Raw genomic sequence first — 22,112 nt, 5'->3', positions numbered from 1 at the left:
TCGCCCTCGCCTCAGATCCCGCCGTCCTCCCTCTGTCCGATCCGCGCGACCAGCTCCGCCGCCAGCGCCTTGATGGTCTCCAGACCCGCCCGCCCCCAGGGGCGCGGCTCGACGTCGAGGGCGCAGACCGTGCCGAGGGCGATGCCCGTACGGTCGACGAGCGGGGCACCGAGGTAGGAGCGGACGCCGCGTTCGTCGACGACCGCGTTGCCCGCGAAGCGCGGATAGTCCCGGACGTCCTCCAGGACGAGTGCCCTGCGCCGGACGACGACGTGCGGGCAGAAGCCGTACTCGCGGCCCAGGTGGCGGACCGGTGCCCCGCCCGGGCCGGCGGACGCGGTGAGCGGACGGCTGTCGGGCTGGTGGAGTCCCGCGAAGAACTGCCGGTGTGCGTCGATGAAGTTGACCATCGCGTACGGCACCGCGGCGAGCGCGGCGAGCCGGTCCGCGAAGGCGTCGAACTCCGGTTCAGGGCGCTCGCCGAGGCCGAGCCGGCGCAGCCTGCCGACCCGCTCCGCGGCGTCCCCGTCCTCCGGGGTCAGCAGCAGTCGGCTCCGGGTCATGTGCGGGCTCCTTGACCGGGGGCCGGTGCCGGTGCGTACGCCAGGAGGTGGCGCACCAGCGTGAGCAGCGTCTGCACCCCCGAGCTGGAGATCCGGGCGTCGCAGCGCACGACGGGGATCTCGGGGGCGAGGTCGATGGCGGCGCGCACCTCGTCGGGGTGGTAGCGGCAGGCGCCGTCGAACTCGTTGACGGCCACGATGAACGCGAGACCGCGCTGCTCGAAGAAGTCGACAGCGGCGAAACAGTCCTCGAGACGGCGGGTGTCGGCGAGCACCACCGCGCCGAGCGCGCCCTCGGACAACTCGTCCCACATGAACCAGAACCGTTCCTGCCCGGGCGTGCCGAACAGGTACAGCACATGCTGGGGATCGAGGGTGATGCGGCCGAAGTCCATGGCCACGGTCGTCTCGACCTTGTTCTCGATCCCCTCCAGGCTGTCGGTCGCGGCGCCGGCCGTGGTGAGCAGTTCCTCCGTGCTCAGCGGGGCGATCTCGCTCACCGCGCCCACGAAGGTCGTCTTGCCTGCTCCGAATCCTCCCGCCACCAGGATCTTGAGCGCGGTGGGGAAGGGGTCAGAGCTGTCGTCGTAGTCCATCGAGCACTGCCTCCAGGAGGGACCGGTCAGTGGGGTTGTGGTGGAAGGCGGGAGGCTTGGTGGTGAGCGCCCCGCAGTCGACGAGGTCCGACAGCAGCACCTTGGTGACCACCGCCGGCAGCCTCAGGTGGGCCGCGACCTCGGCGACCGAGACGGGCGCGCGGCACAGGTCGAGCGCCTGGGTGTGCTCGGGGCCGAGGTATCCGAGGGGGGTGGTGCCCGTGACCATCACCTGCGACAGGAGGTCGAGCGCGGTGGTCGGCCGGGTGCGCCCGTCGCTGACCGTGTAGGGGCGGACCAGCCGTCCCGCCGCGTCGTCGAGCCAGGGGCCGTCACCGGCCGCGGCCACGCTCAGGACCTCGTCGCCGTGGGCTCGGCGGCGGGCCGGCGGGGGGCGGTCACCAGGTACGGCCGCACGCTCTTGACGAGCATCGCCATCTCGTAGCCGAGGACCGCGGCATCGGCCTCACGGCCGGCGAGGACGGCGAGGCAGGTGCCGGAGCCCGCGGTCGTCACGAACAACAGGGTCGAGTCGAGTTCGACGACGACCTGACGCACGTCGCCGCCGTCCCCGAAGCGGACGCCCGCGCTGCGGCCGAGGGAGTACAGGCCGGAGGCCAGCGCCGCCATGTGGTCGGCGCTGTCCGCGTCGAGGCCGTGGACGGACTTCACGAGCCCGTCGCAGGACAGGAGCACCGCGCTCGTGGTGTGCGGTACGCGCTGCACAAGGCCGCTCATCAGCCAGTCGAGGTCGGAGGCATGGGAGGTCGGCGCTTCGCTCGCCATGGTGGATCGACTCCTTGGGGTAAGCGGGTCTGCGGGAGCGGGTGGGGTGGGGGTGGGGGTGGTCATCCGGCGGGTGCGCCGCCGCCGTGCCGGGCGGTCGCTTCGTGGCGGCCGGTCGCTTCGTGGCGGCCAGTCGCTTCGTGGCGGCCGGTCGACTCGTGGTCGGCCGCGTGCGGGGTGCCGACGGGGACGGCGGCGTGCAGCGCCGTGGCAGGGGCCGCCCGGGTGCCCGGCCCCGTCCGGGCGCCGGTGCCGGTGCCGGGCTCCGGCTGCTCCCGTGCCTCCGCAAGGCCGATGCCCCGCTGGAACGCGGCCATCAGGCCGGGGTCGTGGCCGATGTGCTCGTCGCCGTCCTGGCGCAGCGGCGGTGTCGGGCCACCGCGCAGCTGGGGTGCGATGTGCTCCTGGGCGCGCCGGCGGGGCAGCCGGGGTTTGCCCATGGTGCCGCGCACCGGGCCGACCAGCGGTGTGGGCAGGCCGCGCACGTTCTCCGCGGGGTCCTGCCGGTCGCCGCGCCGGATGCCGGGGCGGGCCTCGGCCGGGGTGGGGCGTGCGGGCTCGGCGCCGCGCACGGGCAGCGGGGACCGGTCGCGGGCGGCCAGGGCCTGGTCGTGCCGTGTCCGGCCGGGCCGGGCGTGGGCGGGAGGGGCGGTGAGATCGGATCCGGCGGGTGGCGGCACCGCGGCCGGGGTGCCCTGCCCTGGCAGGGGCAGGGGGTGAGGACCCGCGACGGACGCCGCGTGCGCCTTCGCCGGGGCGGGGGCGCCGAGGTCCGCCGCCGCGGGGCCGGCCGTGGCCTGCGGGCCCGCCGGGGTCAGGGTCCCGGATGCGGCGGCCGCCGTGCCGAGCAGCCCCTGCGACAGGACGAGCACCGCCTGCACACCGCCGTAGATGTTGGTCTGCAGCCGGACGTGGATGCCGTGCCGGCGGGCGAGCTGGGAGACCACGAACAGGCCGATGCGGCCGTCCGCCAGCAGGCTCGCGATGTCGACCTGGTCCGGGTCGGCGAGGAGGGCGTTCATCCGGTGCTGTTCGGCCGGGGGCATGCCGAGCCCGCGGTCCTCGACCTCGACGGCGAGGCCCGAGGTGACGAGGTTGGCGCGCAGCAGCACCTGGGTCTGCGGCGCGGAGAACACCGTGGCGTTCTCGACCAGTTCGGCCAGCAGGTGGATGACGTCGGCGACGGCGTGTCCGCGCAGGGTGCCGTCGATCGGCGGCACCAGCTTGACCCGGGAGTACTGCTCGACCTCGGCGATCGCGGAACGCAGCACCTCGGTCAGGGGAACGGGGTTGCTCCACTGGCGGCGTGAGACGGCTCCGCCGAGGACCGCGAGGTTCTCCGCGTGGCGCCGGACCCGGGTGGCGAGGTGGTCCACATGGAAGAGGCTCTTGAGCAGATCGGGGTCCTCGATCTCGTTCTCCAGGTCGTCGAGGATCGAGATCTCCCGGTGCACGAGCGACTGAAGGCGCCGCGCGAGGTTGACGAACACCTCGAGTTTCCGTTCGTCGCCCGCGTGGCTGGAGAGCTGCGCGGCCTGCACGACCGCGGCGACGGCGCCGTCGTGGGCGCGGGCCAGCTCGGCGCCGAGCAGCTCGAACTCCCCCGCGTCGGCGGCCGGTTCACGGGAGGGCGGGCGCACCGGCGGCTCCTCACCGCGGCGCAGCGCCTCGACGAGGGCGCGCAGCTCGGCCTCGCCACGGGCGCGGGTGCGGCGCAGCGCGTCGACGCCTTCGCGCACGGTGCGGGCGGCGCGGTCGGCGGCCACGGCGGCGAGCACGATGCCGACGAGGGCCACCGTGAGGGCGCCCGCCAGCACACCCCAGAGCATGGGGGTGGGGTGCGCGCCGGTGGAGCGGACCGTGAAGAGCACGGCGGCACACGCGCTCAGGGCCACCGCGACGGGCGGCAGGATCGCCAGACGCAGCAGCTGGGGCCGTATGCGGGTCTCGGGCAGCGAGGGGGCCGTAGGGGCGACGGGCCGCCCGGGCCGCCCGCCCTCACGGCGGTCTGCGCGTGTGGCCGGTGCGCGAAGGTGAGACATCGGCGTCCTTGTGCTGGGGTGCGTCGGGGGCGTGGGGGGCTCCCGCGGGTCTGCGCGACTCGGGCGTGCGCCTGTCGTCGTACACGGGCGTGCGCCATCGCGGCGCCGGTCGGCAGAGCCGAGGAATTCGGCCCCGTGTCGCCCGGCGGCCACTCAGAGTAGTCGTCATCCGGGCATGTGCGGTGGGCTGTTGACAAAGTCCTCCGGGGAGCGTCCCGCTCTGGTATGAGGCTTCGTACGACAGACCGATGACCGCGCCGGGGGATGCGCCCCTGTGTGCCATTGAACCGATCAGGGCTGGTCAGAAGCGGTCATGAACAGAAGGCGAGGGCCAAGGAGTCATGCGCTCCCCCGACCTCGTCCCGACGGCACGCCGACCGGGGCACCGGCCCGCGGAGACCCGCCTCGCCTCCCCGGGCCGCACCCGTGCCACCCCGGCACGGTCACCCGCCGTGTCGACGTCCGCGGCCGCTGGAGCCGACCGCCCGCCGGTTTCCCGCCACCCCACGCCACCCCACGGCGTCACGGCTGCTGCTACCGCCGACCCCAGACGACCATAAGGTGACCTCACAGACCATTGGGCACATGAAAGCCCCGCGACCAGGGCCGGGCGCGGAGCCGGGGCGGCACCCGGGGACCAGGCGCCCGGCACCTCCGCGCTCGCCCCGGAACCGGCGCCGAGGCCGATTGGTTACCGGTGTTTAACGCCCTGCCTCTTGCGCGCGACGCCATTGAGGGAAAAGGTATCGCCTCAAACCTTTGGTTCCAGGCATCGAGCGGTCCGCCCCGCGTCCCCACCGCGGCGACTGCCCGAGCCGGAGGAGGCGCATATGTCCACCGACAAGTCCGCGACCAGGAGCGAAACGGACAGTCCGCTGTCCGGCGACGAGCAACGCCTGCACGAACTCGGCTACGCCCAGGAGCTGGCCCGCTCGATGTCGGCGTTCTCCAACTTCGCCATCTCGTTCACCATCATCTCGGTACTGTCCGGTTGCCTGACGCTGTACGGCTTCGGCATGACCACCGGCGGACCGGCACTGATCACCTGGGGCTGGCCGCTGGTCGGCGCCATGACCCTGTTCGTGGGCCTGGCCATGGCCGAGGTCTGTTCCAGCTACCCCACGGCGGGCGGCCTGTACTACTGGGCCGCCAAACTCGCCCCGTCCCACGGACCGGCCTGGTCCTGGTTCACCGGCTGGTTCAACTTCCTCGGCCAGGTGGCGGTGACCGCGGGCATCGACTTCGGCGCGGCGTTCTTCCTCAACGCGCTGCTGGACCTGCAGTTCGGGTTCACGGCGACTCCCGGGCACACCATCATGCTGTTCGGGCTGGTGCTCGCGGCGCACGGCCTGCTGAACACCTTCGGGGTGAAGCTGGTCTCCCTCCTCGGCAACGTCAGCGTGTGGTGGCACGTCCTGGGCGTACTGATCATCGTGGGCACCCTCGTCGTCGTACCCTCCAAGCACCAGTCCGCGGACTTCGTGTTCACCCACTTCGTGAACGGGACCGGCTGGCACTCCGGTCTGTATGTCGGGCTGCTCGGCCTGCTCCTGGCCCAGTACACCTTCACCGGCTACGACGCCTCGGCGCACATGACCGAGGAGACGCACGACGCGGCCAGATCGGGACCGCGCGGCATCGTGATGTCGATCCTCGTGTCCCTGGTCGCCGGCTGGGTCCTGCTGATCGGCATCACCTTCGCGATCCAGGACTACGACGGCGAGCTGGGCAGTTCGACGGGCGTGCCCCCGGCACAGATCTTCATCGACGCGGTGGGCGCGACGGGCGGCAAACTGCTGCTGCTCATCGCGATCGGCGCCCAGTTCTTCTGCGGCATGTCCTCGGTCACCGCCAACTCCCGCATGGTCTACGCCTTCTCCCGGGACGGCGCGCTGCCCGGCTCCGAGGTCTGGCACCGCATCAACAAGCGCACCAAGACCCCGACCAACGCGGTCTGGCTGGCGACGGGCGGGGCCTTCCTGCTGGGCCTTCCCTATCTGTGGAACGCCACCGCGTACGCGGCCGTCACCTCGATCGCGGTCATCGGCCTGTACATCGCCTATGTGATGCCCGTGTTCCTGCGTCTGGTGCAGGGCGACCGCTTCGAACGCGGCCCCTGGCACCTGGGCCGCTGGAGCAGGCCGATCGGCGCCGTCGCCGTCGTCTGGACCCTGTTCATCACCGTGCTGTTCATGCTGCCGACGGCCAGCCCCGTCACGGCGAAGAACTTCAACTACACCCCGATCGCCGTCCTCCTGGTCCTCGGCTTCGCCGGCGTCTGGTGGCTGCTCTCGGCCCGCAAGTGGTTCACCGGCCCGAAGGTCCAGGGCACTCCCGAGGAACTGGCCGCCATCGAGCACGAACTCGAGTTCTGACGGCCGGGCCGGCGAACGGCACGCCCGCCCTCACACCTGCCGCCCGACGACCCCGCGCACGCGGCAACGGCCGTCGGGCGGCCGCGCCGAGGGGGCGATGACGCCGCCCGGGCCTGAGCCCGTCATCCTGGCCAGGCCGATGTCAACGGAATTGACGATTGCTCCCGCCGGTGGCGCTACGCTGCTGTGCCGTGCAGGAGACGCGCCTCGACACCGCTCGGATCCGGGCGGCTCGCCGGGTGATCGACCCGATTTTTCTCGACACTCCGCTGTACCGCTGCGAGGCGCTGGAGCCCGGCCTCGGGTGCACGGTGAGCATCAAGCTCGAAACCGCGAATCCGGTCCGCAGCTTCAAGGCCCGCGGCACCGAGGTGGTCGCGAGCCTGCTCGCCGACGACGGTTCCCGGGCGGTGGTGTGCGCCAGCTCCGGCAACCTCGGCCAGGCCCTCGCTTGGTCAGGTCGCGGCCGGGGGCTCGACGTGACCGTCGTGGCATCCCGCTGGGCGACCGTGGCCAAGCTTGACCGCATCCGCGCGTTGGACGCCAGGTTGGAGCTGGTGGACGGCGACCACGAGATGGCTCGCGAGCGGGCGGCGGCCATCGCGCGGTACGACGGTATCCGGCTGCTCGAAGACAGCCTGGACATCGAGACCTGCGAGGGTGCGGCGAGGGGACTGACAGGCTATCGGATCCGGGCCGGCAGATGAGAACCTGTGCGTCTCGGGCGCGGTGACGGGAAGTCGGTGTTGTTGTGGCGTTGACAGGGGCGGCACGGGTCTGGGTGTGGGTGGCGGCTGTGGTGACAGGCCTGGTCACCGTGGCGCTGATTCTGGTTGCGGTCCTGGCGGACCTGGACACCGCGGGCCAGACGGCGAGCGTGGTGGGCGCGGTGGTCGCGCTGGCCGCGCTGCTGGTGTCGCTCATCACCTTGTTCAGCGGCGGGAGCGGAGGCATGGGTGCCGGGCCGGGGCGGCGTGTGCGCGGCGGGCGGGACTCGGTGGTGGCGCTCGGCAACATCACGGGCTCCGCGATCGGGAAGGACTCGAAGGTGACCGGCCCTCACTCGACCGCAACCGGTGGTACCGCGGTGCCGCGCGACGGTGACGATGTGCGGACCGGGCGGGGCGGGATCGTGGCCCTCGGGGACATCACCGACAGCGCTCTGGGCGAGGGAAGCGAACGGTGAGTGGCTCTATCGGAGCACGGCGCGGCCGTCATGCCGCAGAAACCCGTGCCGGGAATACGAAGCGAGCTGGATCAGCTCCGCGACCGGCTCTCCCGGCGTGTGAGGCCGGATGAGGTGGAGGAACTCCCGCATTCCACCATCGAACACCCGGGGAATGATGTCGTCGTGGTCCAGCAAGGAGACGCCCTGCTTGAGACCGTAACTCTGCCCGTTCAGGTCCAGGTGGTCTTCGGACTGCGTGAGATGCAGCGTGCGTGAGGCCGTCATACCCCAGCCGTGGGGTACGACGAGTTGCGTCCCGCCGCCCAGCAGGTGCACTTTGTTCAGTCCGCCGTCCGCGGGGCGGAAGAAGGTGATCGGCTGACCGACCGAGCTGAAGACGGGGACTTCCTCACCTGGCTCACACAGGTAGCAGCCGATGGCCGCGGAAGTCGAGGTCGGCATGAAGTAGTGATGCTTGTGGTATTCATCAGTGATGCGAACCCGATCGTTCATGAGCATGGTGGCGATGAAGCGGTGGCGCACGATGTTGAACTGTTGAAGCATTTGCGCCATCTGCGCGAAGAGCACCGCCCGTTCACCGATGATCAGCCGGATACGCCGCCCCTCACCGAAGACGCGGATCGAATCCTCATACCAGTTGCCGGGAGCAGGGCATAAGCCGTTGAACTGGTCTTTGAATTCCTTCTCGTTGCTGTGCAGCACCAGGGCGTAACGGCCATCAACGCCGTGGCGGCAACTCAGTATGAAATGATTTCCCCGGTGGAAGTTCCACTCGTAGCTGCTGTCCGCGTCGATCCGCTGCCGCAGATCCTCGACGGCTTCCCGACTGAATGCGTCGCCCGGACGGCCGTCCAGCCAAAATATCGACGACGTGTCGATGTTCATCGTCGTGTCGACAGGAACAACCGGCGTGCGGCATTTCCACTCGACGAAACATCCCGTCGCGAAGCCACCACCGAGACGCACGACGTCATAAGGGATTCCCAGGTCGGCGGCGGGAACTACCTGACAATCGGCGAGTGGGTCGAGGGTACGCAGTGCCTCCAGGAACAATGATTGAGTCTTCTGCAGATGAGGAAGCAGAAACTCCTGCGCGAGGTCACCCGCGATAATCTCCAGAGGCTGCGGCACGATCGACCCCCATCGTTCGCGTCAGTTGATTTATCAGCGTAACTCGGCAGGCAGATCGTGTCCAGGCCGGAACGTGCCGCAGCCATCGCGTGCGACAGAAACCTCCGGGAATGGATGGGACGTCAGGTAGCATGGGACGGTGCTTACTTGTGTCATACTGGCGGGGGGTCGCGGTACACGAATGCGACCACTCACCGAAGATCAACCCAAGATCCTGCTGCCCATATGCGGTGCCGCATTCCTCGATCACCAACTGAGTTGGCTTCACCGTCAGGGAGTCACGCGGGTCGTATTCTGCCTTGGTCATCTCGCCCATCTCGTGGTGGCCCATCTGAGAAATTCCCCCTGGCGGGACGTCATGGATTTCCGGGTGTCGGACGAGCGATCGCAGGCGCTGGGCACCGCAGGCGCCGTGCGGCTGGCGATCGAGGCCGGGACCCTCGGGGATCCCTTCCTCACCCTGTACGGCGACACTCTTCCGGAGATGGATCTCCGGTCCGCCGTCGATGCGTGGCAGGCGAGCGGTCTGCAGGGAATGCTGACGGTCTACCGCGTCACTTCCGGGGCGGCCGAACCCACAGCGTCAGTAGAGGGCGGCAGGATCACGGAGTTCGTTCGCGGCGATCACAGTCGGAAGCGGCAACTGACCCACTCGGATTACGGCGTGTCGGGATTCCACCGGGAGGACTTCCAGCATCTACCGGTCGGCGTGCGTTCCGGATTTGCCGCGCTGCACCAGAAGCTCGCGCGAGCCGGACAACTCGCAGCGGTCGAACTGGACCAGCCACCACACGAGATCGGTTCGCACGCTGGTCATCAGGCACTGAGATCCGCGCTCATGGGGCGTCCGTTTCCGCCTCCCTCAGCCTGAAGACGTAGATCCCGGCAGAGCCGGCCGCGGTGAGCAGCCACGCCGCTCCGTGCGAGACCCACGACAACCGTCTGAGCGGGGCAGCCACGCGCACGCCGGTGATCGCGCTCCCGTCACGCAATCTCCACAAGCCCAGGTATCCGTCCTCGCCACAGGTGGCGATCACCGAGCCGAAAGGCGCGATTGCGCAACCACTGACTCGCCCGCGCCCGGCGTGAACGGTATAGAGTCGCTCCTCATCGGCGAGCCGCCAAACGCACATCAAGCCATCCGGCTCACCGGCTGCGACGACATACTCGCCGTCCGGCGAGAAGTCACATGCCCAGAAGGCGACGTCTTCATCGGCGGTGAGCCGACCCACCGCGTCGAGCGACTCCGCGGCCCACAGGCGTACCGCACCATCGTCTCCGGCGGTGGCGAGCACATCTCCGTTCGGCGACAGCTGACAGCCGAGGGCCGAGCCGGCATGCGCGCCCGCTATTTGTCTGAGCTCACCCGTGAGAGCCTCGTGGACTGCGGCTGTGCCGCTTTCACTGACCGATGCATAGCGACTGCCCCCGCAGGCGCACGCCCAAAGCCGGCCGCCCGGTTCGGCCAAACTCCGCATTGTACGGCCGAGTCCGGACCAGTGGCGCACCTTGCCGTCGCCTCCGACGGACAGATAGCCCTCACCGGTGTCCTGGACCCCGAAGACTCTTCCGTCGTGCGCCGGCCACGATGCGACGGTGACACCGTCGGCCACACGCATCAGGGCCACTGTTCCGTCGGCGTGTCCAGCCAGGATGTTCTGCTGGTCCGCCGTTACCGAGCAGCACTCCGCAGGGCTGGTCTCTCCCGCATGGCCAAGTTCCAGTTCGCCGGTCGTCGTGGACCACCTGCGTACGGTGCCGTCTCCGCCGCAGGTGTAGACGAAGGCGCCCGACGGGTCGAAAGTGCAGCCGCCCACCCAGTCGGAGTGACCCGCCAGCAGATGCCGTTCCTCGCCGGTTCGCACATCCCACAGCCGTGCGGTGCGGTCCTCTCCCGCGGACACCAGGAAACGGCCGCACGCGGAGAAGGCGCACCACCTGACTCGACCGTGATGTCCCTCCAAGCGGTGAACAACCAGACCGGTCGACACATCGATGATCGCGACGTAACCGTCGTTGCCGGCAGCGGCGATCTGCGTTCCCCGGCGATTGAAGACGCAGCACCGGATGCGGCTCGGCTGCAGAGTGAGCGTCTGCAGGATGCCTTGCCCGTCGGCCCCCCAGAACCTGAGGCGGCCGTCCTCTCCGCAGCTCACCACATAGGAACCGTCCTGGGCGAACGTACAACCCCACTCGAAACCGCTGCTGCTCGCGTAGCTGCGCCGTACCTGACCCTCCCAGGGGTCCCAGATGATCACACGGCCCAGGGTGTCGACGGAAGCAACCGTGGTTCCGTCATGGGACCAGCAGGCGCCCAGCACACGGCTCCTGCGGTCCCCCATCGCCCGCACCAGTGAACCGTCCTCGACGCGCCACAGACGCACGGTGCCGTCCATCCCCGTCGACACCAGGTGCCGCGAATCCGGCGAGAAGCTGCAGGACCGCGCCCTGCGGCGGTGGCCTCTCAAGGCACGCAGCGGCCGCAGCGTGGAAGCGTCCCACACGAGTACCAGGCCGTCGTCGGATGCCGTGGCCAGGTGCGACCCGTCGTCAGACGCCGCGATGTCACCGATCGGCCCGGTGTGCTCCTTGCGTTGGAGAAAGTTCTTGTCGGGCAGTTTCCAATGCGGTGTCAGCATCGGGAAGGTGGCGGCACGCATCCTTCTTCTGACGAGTTCTTCCAGCTCAGGCTCGTCACATATGCGGCTGATCAGTGTGGCGGTAAGTGCCTGCGGATCCTCAGGCACGAGAACGTGGAGGCTGTCCACGAGCGACCGGCGCAGGGTCTGCGCGACCTTCGCCCGCGACGCCTCCAGCGCCGCCACGGCAGGCAGAGCCGATCCGAGAGCCTGGACCTGCAGCTCGATCCAACGGAGTTCGACGACGAGAGCGTCATACTCAGCCTGGAGCTTGGCGCCGAGCAGGTGGACCGGCAGGTGCTCGATCACGAAGGAGGAGTCTGTGCCCAGCATCCACCACGACGTCGTGGCGCGCTCCTTCGGCAGCCCCCTGCGCCAGGCCTCGACCAGCGCTCGGTTGACCCGCACCAGTCCGGAAGGGCCCAGGCATTCTCGAAGGTGGTTGCGCAACACATCGTGAAGGTTGAAGCACGGCTCACCGTCCTGCCAGGAAAGTTCGATCAGCCGAAGATCTGCGACCTTTGTGATCAGGGCGCCCGCTTCCGCCGGTGAAATGCCGGCGGACTGTGTCCACAGCCGCATGGCGACCGAGGTGGGGACCACCGCATCGTCGCGGAAGATGCCCAGCTCCAGATACCGTTCGCGCTGCAGCGGCTCCAGCAGTGACAGACTGGTCTCGATGGCGCGCTCCAGACTGCCCAGCTGTTCATGGGCTATGGAGCCGGTTCCTCCGTCCCTGAGCGTCCGAAGGGTCCACGAGGTCACCTCGTCGATGCCTCCGCCGGCCTGAACGAAGATCCGCATGGTCGCGTTGATCAGTCCGATGACGAGCGGCCATCCGGCGGCGAATCGCAGCAGCGCCGCCGCGTCGGCGGAGTCCTGCGGACTCAGCCCGGCCCAGAGCGCGGCAACCGCCTCGTGTTCCAGCATGGGGCCGACCTCTATCGACTCGCCGGTCGGAACAACACCGCGATTCCTCGTGGTGAACAGACGCGGCGAGCCCTCCGCACCCCGGAGAAAGGGGATGACTTGGTCCCGGTCCCAGACGTCGTCCACCACGAGGACCGACTGACCGGTCTCGGCCAGCAACTCCCCGAGGACCGCGCCCGCTATCAGGGGATCGGACGTAGCGGGTCGGCGTCCGCCGAGTGCGTCGCAGACATCGCCGATGTACTCCGCGAGGCTGGCCCCAGTACGTGATTGACCGAGGGTCAGCCAGAGGACACGGGATGAGACACGCAGCTTGAGCCGGTCGTCCTGACATGCCTGGGCGGCCAGCGTTGTCTTGCCCGATCCGGCCCCGCCCTCCAAGACGACGACGCGGTCGGAGCCCTCCGACACCAGCAAGTCGACGATCCTCGCACACACTTCGGTACGGGGCGTGGACCCGGTGGGCGGTGCGGGCGGAAGGGCGCCGAAGCCGATGGGTGGATTGAGGGCGCCGGCGTTGAGGACGAAGTTGTCGGCCTTCACGGCGAGGCTGCCCGCGCCGATCGCATTGCCCGTCACGTTCCCGCCGGCGCCGATGCCTTCCCGACCCGACACGCGGACATCGCGTCCTGGGAGCTGTGCGTCGGCTCCGCCCTCGACGACCGGCGCCGGACCGTCATCACGAGACCCGTCGAGCACTGCTCCGAAGAATCGTCGCCACCACGAGCGCTTCATAAGGACGATCCCTCGTGTACATGACCACTGCCTCGCTCCGACCCGCGGGACGCTCTCGGCGCGTTGTCCGTTCCGACGGCGTCACCTACGCACATACCCGGTCGCCATGCCTAGTCAAGCCTCAACCGATCGATGGCATCCAGGACGTCCGAGCCGACTTCCCTGGCCGGCGCGTTGATCCAGTCATCGAGCTGCTCCGGCCGACGAGCGCCGACGATCGCGGCATCGACGGATTTCCGGTGAAGGACCCAGGCGACGGCGAGCTCTGCGACCGAGCAACCCTGCTCCTCGGCCAGGGCGGCCATCTCGTCCACCCTGGCGAGCTTCACCGCGAGCGCCTCACCGGCGAACTTGGGCGACCTTGCCCGCCAGTCGTCCTCCGCCAGCCTGGCGCTGTCGAAATGCCCGGAGAGCAGACCGGAGGCCAGGGGCGAGAAGGCGAGGACCTTCGTGCCGTTCGCCCGGCAGGCACCGAGCAGGGACCCGTCCGCCGGGCGGAACAGATTCAGCCCGACCTGCAGCGTGTCCACGGGCCGCACGGCGGAACAGGCTCGGTACTGGCTCAGCGACACGTTGCAGAGCCCGATCCATCGGACCTTCCCTTCGTCGGCGAGGCCGGCAAGGGTCATCCAAGACTCTTCGAGAGGAATCTCTGACTTCGGATCAGGGCGATGGATCTGATAGCCAGAGATGTGGTCGAGCCCGAGCCGCCGCAGACTGGCGACGCACTCGGCCTTGATGCTTTCTGGTCGCAGGTCGGTGCGGACCTTTCCGGGTTCGGCCGGATCCCATACGCGGCCACATTTCGTGAAGACGTCGAAGGGCCCGTTTCCCGAACTCTTCCGGAGGGCCTCTCCCACAACCTCCTCGGAGTGTCCGAGACCGTATGCCGGCGCAGTGTCGACCCAGCCGATCCCGGCCTCCTGTGCCGCGTGAATGGTTGCGACGGATGTGTCATCGTCGACCGGACCCCAGCCGAACTCATACGGGCCACCCATCGCCCAGGCCCCGAGACCGATCCGCGTCAACCGGTTGTCGATGCCTTCCACGTCTGCCTTGCTCACGTGTATCCCTCAACTATTCCTCGGTGAACAACAATGCGCCTGAGCGGCCCCTCATTCAAGAGCAACGGTGAGCCCTGACGCGCCGCGAGGTGCCCATAAAAGGCTTGCCCGCTCGACACGTCCACTCCTTCCCGCGTCACCAGAGGCCGTCCGCTGGAGCACCGCAAGGATAAGGACTGCGGATTGAAGCCGATTCTCAGCATCGTGACGATCCGAGGTGCCAGACCTTCGCTCACCACCGCGTGCCGCAGCGGTTTGACGGTCCGTGTGTCCAGCACCGCGGAAAGATGTCGCCCAGCGAATACGAGCACGTCTTTCGGCGCCGGCTGTATCGCCTCGATCCCGCCCTCTGCCGTCTCCATGACCAGACGGTCGTACTGGGAGACGGCCGGCTCAGCGTACGCATAGTCGCGCAAGGAGAGGATCGTGAAGAGCGTCGCGTCCGTGTGCCAGATGTGCCGGGTCCTCTTCTCCCGGGGAACCTCCGCGGTCACGGCACCGGGGGACATGATGGTACGCAGCAGTGTCCCGTCATGTGCCGCATCGATGAGCCGGGCGGCCATGTACTCCCGTTCAGCCGTGCCGTGCTGCGTGAGAAGTTCAGTGGCGAGATCGCGTGCCAAGCCGAGGAAGAGATCGCGCACCGCTGCCAGCATGGACTGCGGCCGCGTCAACGCGGGCCAATCGGGGTTCGAATTTCCGCGCAGGTCCCACGTCCGTGAGAACTGGAGACCACGGACCTCACCGTCCCCTGTGGTCGGCCGGCCGGCGGGGTCGTTCGTAGGGAAGTAATGAAAGCCGGACGCGAGACCGTGTTCGTCGCCGGGACGGTGGTGGTCAGAGTTGAAAGCACCGAGCTCCTGGAGGGCCAGAATCCCTTGGCGCACATTCGCCGATAACACATCCTGCGCCGCATCGGGCAGCGTCAGCCTGGCCATTCCACGTTCCTCGAGGTGATCGGCCGCTCGTCGTAACCGCGACCGATACCCTTGACGGTCGGCAAGGCTCATGGATCTCCGCGGCGCATCGATCGGCATGGCCCGCCCCTCCCCCGTGGGTTGGATCTCTGGTCGCCAACGCCCTGGTCTCTTCGGTGAAAAAGTCGGGACCCCGTCCAGCCCGTAAGACAATGTACGGCAACACGGCCGACCCGGACTCCGACTTCCAGGAGACGGTGCGGTCGATCGCTGCGGCGCAGGCCGGCCCAGCGCAATCCCCTCTGTCCCGGCGCTACGCGCCATTCACCCGTTCACCCGCTTCAGCGCGTCCTCGGTCAGCCCTCCCCCACGAGGTCGAGGTCGTCGCGAGGCGCCTCCGGGGTGATCTGCGGAACCGGCCATGTGCGGTTCAGCGGCAGGGACACATCCCGCCACCAGGGGTGCGTGGGGAGGTCGCCGGCGGGCTCGAAGGGCTGCCCCGGGACAGGGACGGCGACTGCCTGTCCGACCGCGCCGGCCGCGGCCAGCGTCCATTCGCCGGGCTCGGCCCAGGGGTGCGGCGCCAGGTTGAAGGTGGCCCAGTGGATCGGCAGCATCGCGCCGTGCGGCTGCCCGCCCTGGAGGTCGAGGTGGGCGCGCGTACCCTCCTCGGGAGTCATGTGGATGTCCGGCCAGAAGTCCGAGTACGCCCCGATCTGGATCATCGTGGCGTCGAACGGCCCGTGTGCGGCGCCGATGTCCTTGAAGCCGTCGAAGTAGCCGGTGTCACCGCTGTGATAGATGCGGTGCTCCTCGCCCGCCACGGACCACGACGCCCACAGCGTGTGCTGTCCGTTGCGCAGACCCCGGCCGCAGAAGTGGCGGGCGGGCGTGGCGGTCAGGGTGATGCCGCCGACCTTCGTCGACTCGTGCCAGTCCAGCTCACGCAGACGGTCCTCGGACACGCCCCAGTGCTCCAGGTGGGCGCCGACGCCGAGCGGTATCGCGAACACGGTGTCCGTGGCCGCCAGGGCCTTGATGGTGGGCAGGTCGAGGTGGTCGTAGTGGTCGTGGGAGATGACGACCACGTCGACGGGACCGAGCGCGGCCAACGGCAGGGGCACCGGGTGCAGCCGCTTGGGGCCGACGAAGCCGAAGGGGGAACAGCGGTCGCCCCACACCGGGTCGAAGAGCACCCGGTGTCCGTCGATCTCGGCGAGCACGCCGGCGTGCCCCATCCATGTCAGCCGCAGCCCGCTCGCCGGGGGACGGGCCAGGTCGGCGTACGTGGTCGGGTGCACGGGAACCGTGCCGGCCGGGGCGCGGCGGACGCGGTCCTCCTTGCGGAAGTAGACCTTCGCCAGCTCCACCGCGGAGTTGCCGGACGGCCGGATCCGGGTGCCCTCCGGGTTCACGAAGGCGCCGTTCGCGAAATGCGGCGATCTGCGGATGCGCTCCATGCGTTCCCCGCTCGGGTCCGCGCCGAACGCGACGGGCCGCAGCGAGCGGAGCCCGGAGCTCAGGAAACGGAAACCGGTCACGGCGCCTCCAGTTGGAGTCGAGTCGGGCATCCCATTATGGGCGGCGCCTCTGACAGCACCGGGTCGGAAGTGCCGCAGAGCGACCGCCGGGGTCGCTCCCCTCGGTGGTACGCCGGCACGGCCCGGGCGCGTGGCCCGGGCCGTGCCGGTCGCGGTCGCCGGGGTCAGACGGCCTGCGCGATCCTCGTCTTGATGTCGTCCGGGGACAGGGTGCCCTTCGCCATGACGCGGTCGCCGGAGGACTCCCCGCGCAGCCGGCGCCCGATCCAGGGGACGAGGTGCTCACGCGCCCACTGGATGTCGTCGCGCCGCACCTCGAGCGTGCCGCGCGGCGGCAGCGGCGGCCATGGCTGGTCGGGGTCGGCGGAGACCTCGATGCCGAGGACCTGGCCCGCCCGCAGGGCGACCCGGGTGTGCCCCTCGGCCGAGAGATGGAGCCGGTCCTCGTCCCAGGCACGCCGGTCCTGGACCGTCTTGAGCGACCACAGGTCGAGGACCGGGCAGCCGTACCGGTCCGCGATCGCCCGGACGTGCCCGTTGTAGGTGGCGATCTTGCCGCGCAGATGCTTGAACACGGGCACGCCGCGCGTGTCGAAGCCGGTGGTCACCATGACGGTTCCGACGGCGGAGGTGAGGTCGGCGACGGCGCGCTCGAAGCGCTCGGCGACGTCGTCGGGGTCGGTGCCGGGCCGGATGATGTCGTTGCCTCCGGCGCAGAAGGAGACCAGGTCCGGGGCGAGTTCGAGTGCCTTCGGGACCTGGTCAGCGACGATCTGGTCGAGCAGCTTGCCGCGCACCGCGAGGTTCGTGTATTTGAAGTCGCCTTCCGGCCGCCGGTCGGCGAGAAGGACCGCGAACCGGTCGGCCCAGCCGACGAACTGCCCGTCGGGGCCGGGGTCGCCGACGCCCTCGGTGAAGCTGTCCCCCACCGCCACGTACGACCCGATCACTGATCTGTTGTCATTCTTCGAATCGTCTGCCACGTCGGCCCATGATTCACCTTCCGATGTGAGCTACGCGACCGTAGGAAAGGGTTGACGGGCGGTGAGGAGGACCACGGGGCGTGGGCGGGCGCGTCGGGAACAATTCCCTGGGCAGGGCTGTCGGGCGGGACGCCGGGCGGAGGGCCGTCCTGCGCACCGGGTGCACGGCTGAAGGCCGGACCCCGGGAACGAGGGGGTCCGGCCTTCGGGGGTCCGGCCTTCGGAGGTCCGGCGGGCCGTGCGGGTCAGCCGATGGACACGCCGTGCGAGCGCAGGTAGGCGACCGGGTCCACGTCCGAGCCGTAGTTCGGGGTGGTGCGGATCTCGAAGTGCAGGTGCGGTCCGGTGACGTTGCCGGTGGCGCCGGAGAGGCCCACCTGCTGACCGCCGGTCACGGTCTGGCCGGCGGAGACGGACAGCTTCGACAGGTGGGCGTACTGCGCGTAGTAGCCGTCGGCGAGCCTGACGACGACCTGGTTGCCGTACGCGCCGCCCCAGCCCGCGGAGGCGACGGTGCCGGCGCCCACGGCCTTGAGGCTGGTGCCGGTCGGGATGGCGAAGTCGATGCCGGTGTGGTAGCCGCTCGACCACATGCTGCCCGCGACGCGGTACCTGGTGCCGATGGCGACGCCCTGGACCGGCAGGCTGTAGCCGGTGGCGGCGGTCGCGGCCTTGGGTGCCGTCGTCTTCGTGGCCGCGGAGGTCTGGGACGTCGCGGCGGAGGGAGCGGCCGCGGCGGCGGTGCCGCCGAGCGTCAGCTTCTGGCCGGGGTGGATCAGCGACGGGTCGGAGCCGATGACCGCGCGGTTGTCCTGGTAGAGCTTCTTCCAGCCACCGGTGACGTGCTGGTCCGCGGCGATCCGCGACAGGCAGTCGCCGGGCTTCACCGTGTAGGTGCTGACGGCGGCGACCTTCACGGCGGCCTTCTCGACGGCGACCGGAGCCGCGGAGACGGATACCGCGGGGGCGGCGGCATGCGCGTCGGTCGCGCCCAGCAGCGGCAGTGCGAGCGCGGCGCCGCCGGTTCCTACGACGGCCATGGAGCGCATGAGGCGACGGGGCTTGGGACGGCGGTGCTTACCTTTTGCAGGCATGTCGAATTCCTCTCCGGCGCCTGCGAGGTGAGCTGTCGGGTGCGGACTGGAGATGTCCGGCCGCGACGGTGCGCGGCTTTACCCCTAGCCGTTCCGGAGACCGGAACAGGGCGTCTTGCCTGTGGGTCCCCCGCTCCTGCCGGGCAAGGGTGAGAGTGCGGGCACCGGGCGGCGGCAGGATTCGGCGTTCCACCCGGATCGAGGGGAACGTAAGCGACCCGGACGCATGGGGACAACATTCGGTTTCCCCCATGCGCCCATTTCTCTTGATCCTTGCGGAAATTACCGGTGACCCTGTGTCGATACGAGATGCGAAGACATTCTCAATCGCCCAGAAAAGAAGCCACAATTACGTGAACATGGCGACAACGGACCGTCACAAATATGACGCTGCTCACGTGTCGCGATTTTACTGGCCTTATTCCAGGCGGAGTTGGAATGAAGGCATCAATTCGGACAACACTCTCAGATACGACGCAGCCGGATAACCGTCGCATCGAAGTCGCCCTGCAGGGCGGTCCGCAGTCCGTGGTGCAGCAGCACCGCACCCCGATGCACTTCGCCCGTTTCGCGGCATTCATACCTGGCTGCCGGGTCGAGTCCGCGCAACCGCAGCGGAGCGACCGGCTCACCGTAGTGCTGCGCCTGGAGCCAGGCGAGAACGACCGCCCGCTCGTCGAGCACGTACTGGACCGCACTCAGCCCGCCCGCCGGGGGGCGCAGCCGGTACAGCTCGCCGCGCTGGACCACGGGGCGGATCTCCTTGTAGAGACCGACCCAGTCCCGGGCCTCGGCCAGCTCCGCCTCACTCCACTTCATGAGGTCGCCGCCGACACCGAGCACCCCGGCCATGGCACTCACGAACCGGAAGCGCAGCGCGCTTACACGCCCGTTGAGCTGTGTGTTCGGGCTGTCGGTGACCCAGGCGGCCATGACCCGGGCCGGATGGATCTGGCTGAAGCCGTGCTGGATGGCGAGCCGGTCGAGCGGGTCGGTGTTGTCGGAGGTCCACACCTGGTCCGTACGGCTCATGACCCCGAGGTCCACGCGTCCGCCGCCGCCCGAGCAGGACTCGAAGGCGACCGTGGGGTGCGCCGCGCGCAAACGGTCCACCAGTGCGTACAGGGCGCGCACATGGTCGACCCACAGGCGCTGCGGATAGGGTTCGCCGGGCCGGCCGGCATCGGTGAAGCAGCGGTTGAAGTCCCACTTCACATAGTCGATCGGGGCACTGGAGAGCAGCCCGTCGAGCTGCCGCCACAGATACTCGCGGACGTCGTCGCGGGCGAGGTCCAGTACGAGCTGATTGCGGAATTCGGTCCGCTTTCGCCCCTTTTGGTGCTGTACCCAGTCGGGGTGCGCGCGGTAGAGGTCGCTGTCCGGGTTGACCATCTCGGGCTCCACCCAGATGCCGAACTGCATCCCGAGGGCGTGCACCTGGTCGGCGAGGGGCTTGAGGCCCGACGGAAAGCGGTCGGGGTTGGGGCTCCAGTCGCCGAGTCCCGCACGGTCGCTGGTGCGGGCGCCGAACCAGCCGTCGTCGACCACGAACAACTCGACACCGATCTCCGCCGCCCGTCGCGCGAGCGCCCCCTGCTGCTCCTCGGAGACGTCGAACCCGGTGGCCTCCCAGGAGTTGTAGAGCACCGGCCGGTCACGGTCCGCGTCCGGGATGACGTGCGCCCGCTGGTACGCGTGCCAGGCGCGGCTCGCGCCGCCGTGACCGCCGTCGCTCCACAGTCCCGCGAAGACCGGAGCGACGAACGTCTCCCCCGCGGCCAGCCGCAGCAGTCCGGAGTCGTCGTACCCGGCACCACCGGTGATCTGCACGCGTGCGTCGGGGAGTTGGGCCACCGCGATCCGCCAGGTGCCGGACCAGGCGAGCGCACAGCCGTAGACCTCGCCGTGCTCCTCGGTCGCGTCGGCGTCGAGCGCGACCCAGGGCAGGTGCTGGTGCCCGGTGTGGCCGCGCCGGCTGCCGATGACCTTCTCACCGTAGGTGAGGGGGGAGCGTACGAGCCGGGACTCGGCCGCCCAGCGTCCGTGCAACTGCGACAGCCGCCAGCCCTCGCGCTCGGGCAGGGTCCAGGTCGCGGAGTCGGCCCGCAGGAGTTCGACGGGGCCGGGACCCGTGTTGGCGAGGGTCGCCCAGCGTTCGACCACATCCCCGCGCATCCGGTAATGGAGGGTGATCGCGAGCCCGTCGTCGGTGAACCGCAGGCGCAGTTCCTCGCCGTCGGCCTCGTACGCCTCGAAGACCCACTCGGTGCCCCGGCGCTCCCCGGTGCGGACGGACAGGGCGGGACGGGCGAAGCGGGGACCACCCTCGACCGGGTACTCCTCGCGGCCGTCGAGCGGGGACTCGAAGGGCCGGTACGGCGGTGCGGGCAGTGCGGCCAGGGCCTCGGCGTCAGCGAGGGCGATCCGCGGGCCCCAGTGCAGGTGCAGCAGTTCGCCGCCTCCCGTGAGCCGGAGGCCGTAACTGCTCGTGGGCCCCGACAGCAGCCAGGTACGGCCGTCCGCGCCGATCTCCAACATTCAAGCCCCCACATATCCGAACAGGTGCGATCAGGTCTCAACATCATCGGGGGTGGGGTGGCCCGTCGGCAACGCTTCGGCCCAGGTTCACCGCGGCGCCGGTCATCGATGATTGCCCGATGAACCGATGTCGTATCGTCGAAGGGCCCGTCGACGAGCAGCGCCGGCGGACGGATGGGAGGAGCCCCCGTGACGCAGCAGGTGCCGTCGACCGAGCCGGAACTGGCCGGAGTGCGCAACTTCCGTGACGTGGGCGGTCTGCCGACCCTGGACGGACGGCGGGTACGGCAGGGGGTGCTCTTCCGCAGCGGCCACCTCGCGCACGCGACGGAGAAGGACGCCGCGTTCCTCGCCTCCCTCGGCCTGCACACGGTCTTCGACTTCCGCAACGCGGCGGACAAGAAGCTGGAGGGACCGGACGTCGACCTGCCGGGCGTGCGGAACGTCAACCTCCCGCTGTCCGATCCGGCGGACGGCGCCGAGTTCTGGAAGATGATCCGCGACGGCGACCTCGATCAGTTGCGCGAACTCCTCGCGGACGGCAAGGCCGCCAACCGCATGATCGTCTCGTACCGCAGGATCATCAAGGAGCGCACGGCCGAGCACTCCCACGTGCTGCACGCTCTGGCGCAGGACAGCGTGCCCGCCCTGATGCACTGCGCGGCGGGCAAGGACCGCGCGGGTCTGTCGATCGCGGTGACCCTCCTGGCGGTGGGGGTCGAGCGCGAGGCGATCGTCGCGGACTACCTGGAGTCGAACGCCAAGCACCGCCGCTACAAGGTGCACCGCAACGGCTCGTCGGCCGACGCCTACTCGCCCGAGGTGATGGAACTGATCAGCCCGCTGTTCGACGCCCGGGCGGAGTATCTGGCGGCGGCGTTCGAGACCGTCGAGGAGACCTGGGGCAGCGTGGAGGTCTATCTGGAGCAGGGGCTCAGGATCACGCCCCGGCTGCGGGAGCGGCTGCGCGAGCGGCTGCTGGACTGAGC

17 protein-coding genes, 1 pseudogene and 1 riboswitch are annotated in these 22,112 nt (G+C 69.5%); of the genes and pseudogenes, 5 read left to right on the top strand and 13 right to left on the bottom strand.

The features are described 5' to 3' along the window. Positions 1-11: 11 nt before the first annotated feature. The 5 genes from ACZ79I_RS36150 to ACZ79I_RS36130 all read right to left on the bottom strand — a co-directional run bounded on the left by ACZ79I_RS36150 (position 12) and on the right by ACZ79I_RS36130 (position 3,987). The gene (locus ACZ79I_RS36150; protein ID WP_471503423.1) at positions 12-563 is read right to left on the bottom strand and encodes a GAF domain-containing protein; all 552 of its coding nucleotides are present in this window, start codon (positions 561-563) and stop codon (positions 12-14) included. Further along, positions 560-1,159, bottom strand: a complete 600-nt coding sequence (locus ACZ79I_RS36145; protein ID WP_471503421.1) for a GTP-binding protein — start codon at positions 1,157-1,159, stop codon at positions 560-562. Before ACZ79I_RS36145 ends, ACZ79I_RS36150 begins: the two co-directional genes overlap by 4 nt. Next, the gene (locus ACZ79I_RS36140) at positions 1,137-1,508 is read right to left on the bottom strand and encodes a DUF742 domain-containing protein (RefSeq protein WP_471503419.1); all 372 of its coding nucleotides are present in this window, start codon (positions 1,506-1,508) and stop codon (positions 1,137-1,139) included. The genes ACZ79I_RS36145 and ACZ79I_RS36140 overlap by 23 nt, the downstream gene beginning before the upstream one ends. A gap of 2 nt (positions 1,509-1,510) precedes the next feature. Next, positions 1,511-1,945, bottom strand: a complete 435-nt coding sequence (locus ACZ79I_RS36135) for a roadblock/LC7 domain-containing protein (protein WP_471503417.1) — start codon at positions 1,943-1,945, stop codon at positions 1,511-1,513. A 62-nt stretch (positions 1,946-2,007) separates the two neighbouring features. Further along, a complete protein-coding gene (locus tag ACZ79I_RS36130) occupies positions 2,008-3,987 on the bottom strand; it encodes a sensor histidine kinase (RefSeq protein ID WP_471503415.1) in 1,980 nt (659 codons plus the stop codon). 830 nt (positions 3,988-4,817) lie between these two features. Between ACZ79I_RS36130 and ACZ79I_RS36125 the strand changes: the two genes are divergently transcribed. The 3 genes and pseudogenes from ACZ79I_RS36125 to ACZ79I_RS36115 all read left to right on the top strand — a co-directional run bounded on the left by ACZ79I_RS36125 (position 4,818) and on the right by ACZ79I_RS36115 (position 7,548). After that, positions 4,818-6,362, top strand: coding sequence for an amino acid permease (locus ACZ79I_RS36125; protein WP_471503413.1), 1,545 nt, complete (start codon positions 4,818-4,820; stop codon positions 6,360-6,362). A gap of 191 nt (positions 6,363-6,553) precedes the next feature. After that, positions 6,554-7,030 (top strand): annotated as a pseudogene (locus ACZ79I_RS36120) (pyridoxal-phosphate dependent enzyme); the annotation flags it as partial. 128 nt (positions 7,031-7,158) lie between these two features. Further along, positions 7,159-7,548 (top strand): hypothetical protein, encoded by a 390-nt coding sequence (locus tag ACZ79I_RS36115; protein WP_471503411.1) that lies wholly within the window; start codon positions 7,159-7,161, stop codon positions 7,546-7,548. A 6-nt stretch (positions 7,549-7,554) separates the two neighbouring features. Here the strand turns inward: ACZ79I_RS36115 and ACZ79I_RS36110 are convergent, their stop codons facing one another. Beyond that, on the bottom strand, positions 7,555-8,682 hold the full coding sequence (locus tag ACZ79I_RS36110) for a hypothetical protein (RefSeq protein ID WP_471503409.1): 1,128 nt from the start codon (positions 8,680-8,682) through the stop codon (positions 7,555-7,557). Between the two features lie 139 nt (positions 8,683-8,821). Here ACZ79I_RS36110 and ACZ79I_RS36105 point away from each other — a divergent pair, with 139 nt between their 5' ends. Next, complete coding sequence (locus ACZ79I_RS36105; protein WP_471503407.1) at positions 8,822-9,553, top strand: sugar phosphate nucleotidyltransferase; 732 nt, start codon at positions 8,822-8,824, stop codon at positions 9,551-9,553. Here the strand turns inward: ACZ79I_RS36105 and ACZ79I_RS36100 are convergent. The 7 genes from ACZ79I_RS36100 to ACZ79I_RS36070 form a co-directional block, all read right to left on the bottom strand. Continuing rightward, positions 9,519-12,986 (bottom strand): NB-ARC domain-containing protein, encoded by a 3,468-nt coding sequence (locus ACZ79I_RS36100; RefSeq protein ID WP_471503405.1) that lies wholly within the window; start codon positions 12,984-12,986, stop codon positions 9,519-9,521. The genes ACZ79I_RS36105 and ACZ79I_RS36100 overlap by 35 nt on opposite strands. Positions 12,987-13,096: 110 nt before the next feature. After that, complete coding sequence (locus ACZ79I_RS36095) at positions 13,097-14,050, bottom strand: aldo/keto reductase (RefSeq protein WP_471503403.1); 954 nt, start codon at positions 14,048-14,050, stop codon at positions 13,097-13,099. Further along, the gene (locus tag ACZ79I_RS36090; protein WP_471503401.1) at positions 14,047-14,988 is read right to left on the bottom strand and encodes a hypothetical protein; all 942 of its coding nucleotides are present in this window, start codon (positions 14,986-14,988) and stop codon (positions 14,047-14,049) included. Before ACZ79I_RS36090 ends, ACZ79I_RS36095 begins: the two co-directional genes overlap by 4 nt. A gap of 335 nt (positions 14,989-15,323) precedes the next feature. Beyond that, positions 15,324-16,508 carry an MBL fold metallo-hydrolase gene (locus ACZ79I_RS36085; RefSeq protein WP_471503399.1) on the bottom strand — a complete coding sequence of 395 codons (1,185 nt, stop codon included), beginning with the start codon at positions 16,506-16,508 and terminating at the stop codon, positions 15,324-15,326. Positions 16,509-16,672: 164 nt separating this feature from the next. Then, complete coding sequence (locus ACZ79I_RS36080) at positions 16,673-17,458, bottom strand: SGNH/GDSL hydrolase family protein (RefSeq protein WP_471505433.1); 786 nt, start codon at positions 17,456-17,458, stop codon at positions 16,673-16,675. A 278-nt stretch (positions 17,459-17,736) separates the two neighbouring features. Then, positions 17,737-18,585 carry a M23 family metallopeptidase gene (locus ACZ79I_RS36075; protein ID WP_471503397.1) on the bottom strand — a complete coding sequence of 283 codons (849 nt, stop codon included), beginning with the start codon at positions 18,583-18,585 and terminating at the stop codon, positions 17,737-17,739. 4 nt (positions 18,586-18,589) lie between these two features. Next, positions 18,590-18,747: riboswitch (cyclic di-AMP (ydaO/yuaA leader) on the bottom strand. A 303-nt stretch (positions 18,748-19,050) separates the two neighbouring features. Continuing rightward, positions 19,051-21,123: an alpha-galactosidase gene (locus ACZ79I_RS36070; protein WP_471503395.1), complete on the bottom strand. Its 2,073-nt coding sequence runs from the start codon at positions 21,121-21,123 to the stop codon at positions 19,051-19,053. A gap of 189 nt (positions 21,124-21,312) precedes the next feature. On the opposite strand from ACZ79I_RS36070, the gene ACZ79I_RS36065 reads away from it, so the two are divergent. Continuing rightward, positions 21,313-22,110 carry a tyrosine-protein phosphatase gene (locus ACZ79I_RS36065; protein WP_471503393.1) on the top strand — a complete coding sequence of 266 codons (798 nt, stop codon included), beginning with the start codon at positions 21,313-21,315 and terminating at the stop codon, positions 22,108-22,110. The last annotated feature ends 2 nt before the right edge of the window (positions 22,111-22,112 follow it).

The sequence above is a fragment of the Streptomyces sp. PSU-S4-23 genome (assembly GCF_055632315.1).
This window is presented reverse-complemented; position numbering and strand designations above follow the sequence as displayed.